A 1,912-nucleotide genomic window follows, 5' to 3' on the forward strand; every position below is an offset into this window, starting at 1 on the left:
CCCCGATCGCACGGTCACGTTGTACGCGGTGTTCACCAATCCGGACTCCGTCGCCGCGTTCGCGGCCGGCGCGGACGGGCGCAGCAGCGGGATCGCGGCGACCCCGGACAGCGCACCGAGCTTCAGCAGTTCTCGTCGAGTGGTCATCGATACCTTTCCAGCGGGTCTCGCTTACGTGTGGTGTGATCGTCGGTTGTCTCAGTGCGGCGCCCGTGCCGAGGCCGCGAGGTCGAGCAGGTCCGGAAGCAGCGCCGCGGGCGGGGGCTGGTGCGCGATCTCGGCCGCGACCCTCGCGGCGGCCTGCCGTAGCGAGGGATCGTGTGGAAGGGCCTTCAGCGTCCGGGAGTCGATCTGCGACGGCTCGAGGTTGTAGCCGATCCCGTGCCGGGCCACCAGGTCGGCGTTGATGAAGTCGTCGGCGCCGTGCGGCATCGCGATCTGCGGAACACCGGCGCACAGCGCCGTGAGGGTGGTTCCCGAACCCCCGTGGTGGATCAGGGCGTCGCAGTGCGCCAGGAGGTTCGTCAGCGGAACCCAGCCGACCAGGCGCACGTTGTCCGGTAGCGGGGCGAGTCCGCTGAGGTCCGGGTCGTCACCGAGGGCCAGTACGAACTCGGCGTCGACGCCGTCGGCCGCGGCCAGTACCGACTCGACGCTGCCGTAACCGGACATCTGGGGGACGACGGTTCCCAGCGTCACGCCGATGCGGGGCCGCGTGGCAGGGTGCGCGAACCACGGTGGGAGCACCCCGCCCGCGTTGTACGGGACGTAGCGCATCGTCCGTCCGGTCTCGGCGCCGATCATCATGCTGGGCGGGGCCAGGTGGAGCGGGGTGATCGGGGGGAGTTCGAGTGGAACGTCGTGCCGGTCGAAGATCGGGGCGAGGTGCGGCAGGTAGCGTTCGGGAAACGTCGGTTCGCGCAGGAAGCCGAACCCGTGTTCCACGGCGGGCAGGTCGAGCGCGCGCGCGGCGAGCAGCCCCGCTCCCTGGAGCCGCGAGTACACCACCAGATCGGGCTTCCACCGGCGCGCGAAGGCGAGCGTCTCGTCCGCCATGACGTCCGAGATGGTGGCGAATCGTTCGAGCACGAAGTCCGGCGTGGTCCCCCCTGCCTCGGCGATGGCGCGTCCCCGGCGCCGCGCCTGTTCGGCACGATCCTGTGCCGTTCCCTTCGACTTGCCGAAGATGGCGCCGAAGTCCACATCGGGTGCGGCGTCCAGAACGGGAAGACCGGCCCGGACGGCTCCGTCCACCGCCGCGGACGAGGTCGTGAGGGCGACGTCGTGTCCGGCGGCCCGCGCCGCCCACACCGTCGAGATCATCGGGAACAGGTGGGCGACCGACGGAGCGACCGCGAAGAGGATGCGCACGTGAGACTCCCAACCGAAGAGGCGTTCGTGGTGACCGTCGCAGGTGGCGCTCGCGGTCCGCTCAAGGCGAACTGGGCGGGACGCGCGTGCCTCCCGCCCGGGTGCCCGCGACCTAGGCCCGAACCGCCTCGATGTCGAGTTCGAAGATGCGCACGACCGCGCCGTCGGTGTCGTAGACGGTGCTCACTCCGGAGGAGGTGAACGTCTCGCCCCGGGGTGAGAGCTGCCCGTGCTGGTAGCCCTCGGTATGGCCGACGACCTCGCCGTTCTCGTCGTAATTGGTGTAGCGCAGCTCGAAGGAGAACGCGCCGTTCGGGCCTTCGCACCAGGTGCCGGTGTCGGGTGGCGCGAGCGTGCCGTCCGCGAGGAAGGTCAACGTCGTTTCACCCTCGCTGGGGATCGTGGTGCGCACGGAGGCGTCCCACGTTCCCTCCAGCGTGCGCCGGGACGGTGCCTCGGCCGAGGAGCCCGCCTGGCGCTCGGCCCCCGCGCTCGCCGTGGACACGTGCGGTGTCGCGGGGGACTCCGTGGCGGCGGCGGC

2 protein-coding genes are annotated in these 1,912 nt (G+C 71.1%); both read right to left on the minus strand.

The window, feature by feature from the left end:
* Positions 1-198: 198 nt before the first annotated feature.
* Positions 199-1,371 carry a nucleotide disphospho-sugar-binding domain-containing protein gene (locus tag SACSA_RS0104090; protein ID WP_019813745.1) on the minus strand — a complete coding sequence of 391 codons (1,173 nt, stop codon included), beginning with the start codon at positions 1,369-1,371 and terminating at the stop codon, positions 199-201.
* Between the two features lie 112 nt (positions 1,372-1,483).
* The coding region (locus tag SACSA_RS21410) for a hypothetical protein (RefSeq protein ID WP_198008938.1) at positions 1,484-1,912 on the minus strand (429 nt) is incomplete at its 5' end.

It is taken from the genome of Saccharomonospora saliphila YIM 90502 (assembly GCF_000383795.1).
In the GTDB taxonomy this organism is placed as follows: Bacteria; Actinomycetota; Actinomycetes; order Mycobacteriales; family Pseudonocardiaceae; genus Saccharomonospora; species Saccharomonospora saliphila.